Origin of the sequence: Stenotrophomonas sp. 3diitr2024, from assembly GCF_042136455.1 — a bacterium.
GTDB classification, from domain to species: Bacteria; Pseudomonadota; Gammaproteobacteria; order Xanthomonadales; family Xanthomonadaceae; genus Stenotrophomonas; species Stenotrophomonas sepilia.
Genome location: NZ_JBHHMJ010000125.1, coordinates 1 through 2,620 on the forward strand (window position 1 = coordinate 1; position 2,620 = coordinate 2,620).

At 69.8% G+C, this 2,620-nt stretch carries 2 protein-coding genes; both read left to right on the forward strand.

The features are described 5' to 3' along the window. Positions 1-1,863: ATP-binding protein (locus ABGA94_RS03140; RefSeq protein WP_375366364.1), on the forward strand; the 1,863-nt coding region annotated here is incomplete at its 5' end. Further along, complete coding sequence (locus ABGA94_RS03145) at positions 1,844-2,557, forward strand: response regulator transcription factor (protein ID WP_005420506.1); 714 nt, start codon at positions 1,844-1,846, stop codon at positions 2,555-2,557. The genes ABGA94_RS03140 and ABGA94_RS03145, both read left to right, overlap by 20 nt. Positions 2,558-2,620: the final 63 nt, after the last annotated feature.

A 2,620-nucleotide genomic window follows, 5' to 3' on the forward strand; every position in this document is an offset into this window, starting at 1 on the left:
GTGGCGCGGCGCATCGCAGAGCGCCGCGACGCACCGTGGACGGTAGTGACCGTGCAGGGCCGGCGCCAGGATGAGGCGACCCGGCGCGAGATCGATGCGGCCTTTGCGCTGGCAAGGCGGCTGGGCGGCGACGCCGAACTGCTGCATGGATCGAGCATTGCCGATGCCCTGCTCGACCACGCCGCACACAACGGCGTATCGACCCTGGTGCTGGGCCGTACCCGCGAACGTCCACTGGCACGGATGTTCAACCGCACCCTGACCCAGCAGCTGATCCAGCGTGGCGCGCATTACGAGATCACCATCATCAGCACGCCGCAGGCACGCGCACGCTCGCGCCGCGAGAGCCTGCTGCCGCCGATGCGCGGCATCAGCTACGAGCCTGCACAAGCCCTGATCGCGACCGCATTGGCCTGTGCGGTGGCGTGGCTGGCCGAACACTGGGTGGGCATGGCCGACCTGTCGATGGTGTTCATCGTCGCGGTGGTACTGGTGGCTGCACGCACGCGCGCCAGCGTGGCGGTGATGGCCGCGATCCTGTGTTTCCTCGCCTACAACTTCCTGTTCATCGCGCCGCGCTTCACCTTCGCCATCGGTGCACGCCAGGGCGTGATCACCGTGTTCCTGTTCCTGGCCGCGGCACTGGTGGCCGGGCGCCTGGCCTCACGCCTGCGCATGCAGGTCATCGCGCTGCGTGCGGCCAACCGCCATGCGCGCGCGCGCCAGCAGCTGGGACGCCAGCTGGCCAGTGCGGCCGGCAACGGCGAGGTGGCACAGGCGGGCCGGCATGCGCTGGAGCAGGCCCTGGACGTGCCGGCGTGGCTGCGGATCGGCACCGATACCGCCGCCGGCGGCCGCAGCCAGCCCGGCGATACCGACCTGGCTGCCGCCGACTGGGCGCTGCGCCACGGCCAGCCCAGCGGGCGTTTCACCGATACCCTGGCCGGCGCGCAATGGTGGTTCCTGCCGCTGCTGGACGGCGAAGACCGTGCGATCGGCGTGGCCGGCCTGTACCTGCCCGGCGCACAGGCGCGCCTGCTGCCCGAGCAGCGGCAGCTGGCCGAAGCGATGGTTGATGACATCGCCCAGGCCGCGCTGCGCACGCGGCTGGTGGCGGAACTGGAGCAGGCGCACGTCAGCAACGAGACCGAGCGGCTGCGCTCGGCCCTGCTCTCCTCGGTGTCGCACGACCTGCGCTCGCCGCTGGCGGCGATGATCGGGTCGGCCGACAGCCTGGCCAGCTACGGTGCAGCGATGGATACCGCTGATCGCCGCGCCCTGCTGGACACCATCCTGGTCGAGGGCGAACGGCTGGACCGCTACATCCAGAACCTGCTGGACATGACCCGGCTCGGCCACGAAGGGCTGAAGATCAACCGCGACTGGATCGGCGTGGACGAGCTGATCGGCTCGGCAGCACGGCGCCTGCAGCGCTACCAGCCAAAGGTGCGGCTGGAGCTGGACATTCCAGCCACGCTGGCACCGATCTGGGTGCACCCGGCGCTGGTCGAACAGGCCGTGTTCAACGTGATGGAGAACGCGGCCAAGTTCTCGCCGCCCGACGCCGCCGTGCAGGTACAGGCGCGCGAGCTGGACGGCCAGCTGCGCATCGACGTGATCGACGCCGGCCCCGGCATTCCCGATGACGAGCGCGCGCGCATCTTCGACATGTTCTACAGCGTCGAGCGCGGTGACCGGGGCCGCCACGGCACCGGCCTGGGCCTGACCATCTGCCAGGGCATGATCGGCGCACATGGCGGCAGCGTGCAGGCGCTGCCCGGACGTGACGGTCGCGGTACCCTGATCCGCATCACCCTGCCCCTGCTCAAGCCAGCCTCCCACGATGAGCCCGACCCCGATTGATGCCAGCGTGCCGGCCGCACGCGTGCTGGTGATCGATGATGAAACCCAGATCCGCCGGTTCCTGGACATCAGCCTGCGCGCGCAAGGCTACCAGGTGCGGCAGGCCGCCACCGGCCAGGAAGGCCTGCAGCTGGCCGCCAGCGAGGACATGGATCTGGTGATCCTGGATATCGGCCTGCCGGACATGGAAGGCCACGAGGTCCTGGAACAGCTGCGCCAGTGGAGCCAGGTGCCGGTGATCATGCTGACCGTGCGCGCCGGCGAAGCCGAGAAGGTGCGCGCACTGGATACCGGCGCCAACGACTACGTGACCAAGCCGTTCGGCACGCAGGAACTGATGGCGCGCGTGCGGGCGCTGCTGCGCACGCGCAGCGTGCCGACCGATGGCACACCGCCGGTGTTCGACGATGGCCACCTGCACGTGGACCTGGTGCGTCGCGAAGTCGCCCTGCAGGGTGAGCCGGTGGCGTTGACCCGCAAGGAATACGCGCTGCTGTCGCTGCTGCTGCGCAATGCCGGACGGGTGGTGACCCAGCCGCAGATCCTGCAGGAGATCTGGGGGCCGACCCACCAGCACGACACCCACTACCTGCGCATCCTGGTCGGCAAGCTGCGGCACAAGCTGGGCGATTCGGCGCTGGATTCGCGCTACCTGTTCACCGAGCCGGGCGTGGGGTTGCGGTTCAAGGGGTAGTGCCGGCCGCTGGCCGGCAACTGCAGGGTGTGTGAGGTTCATGGGCTTGCCGGCCAGCGGCCG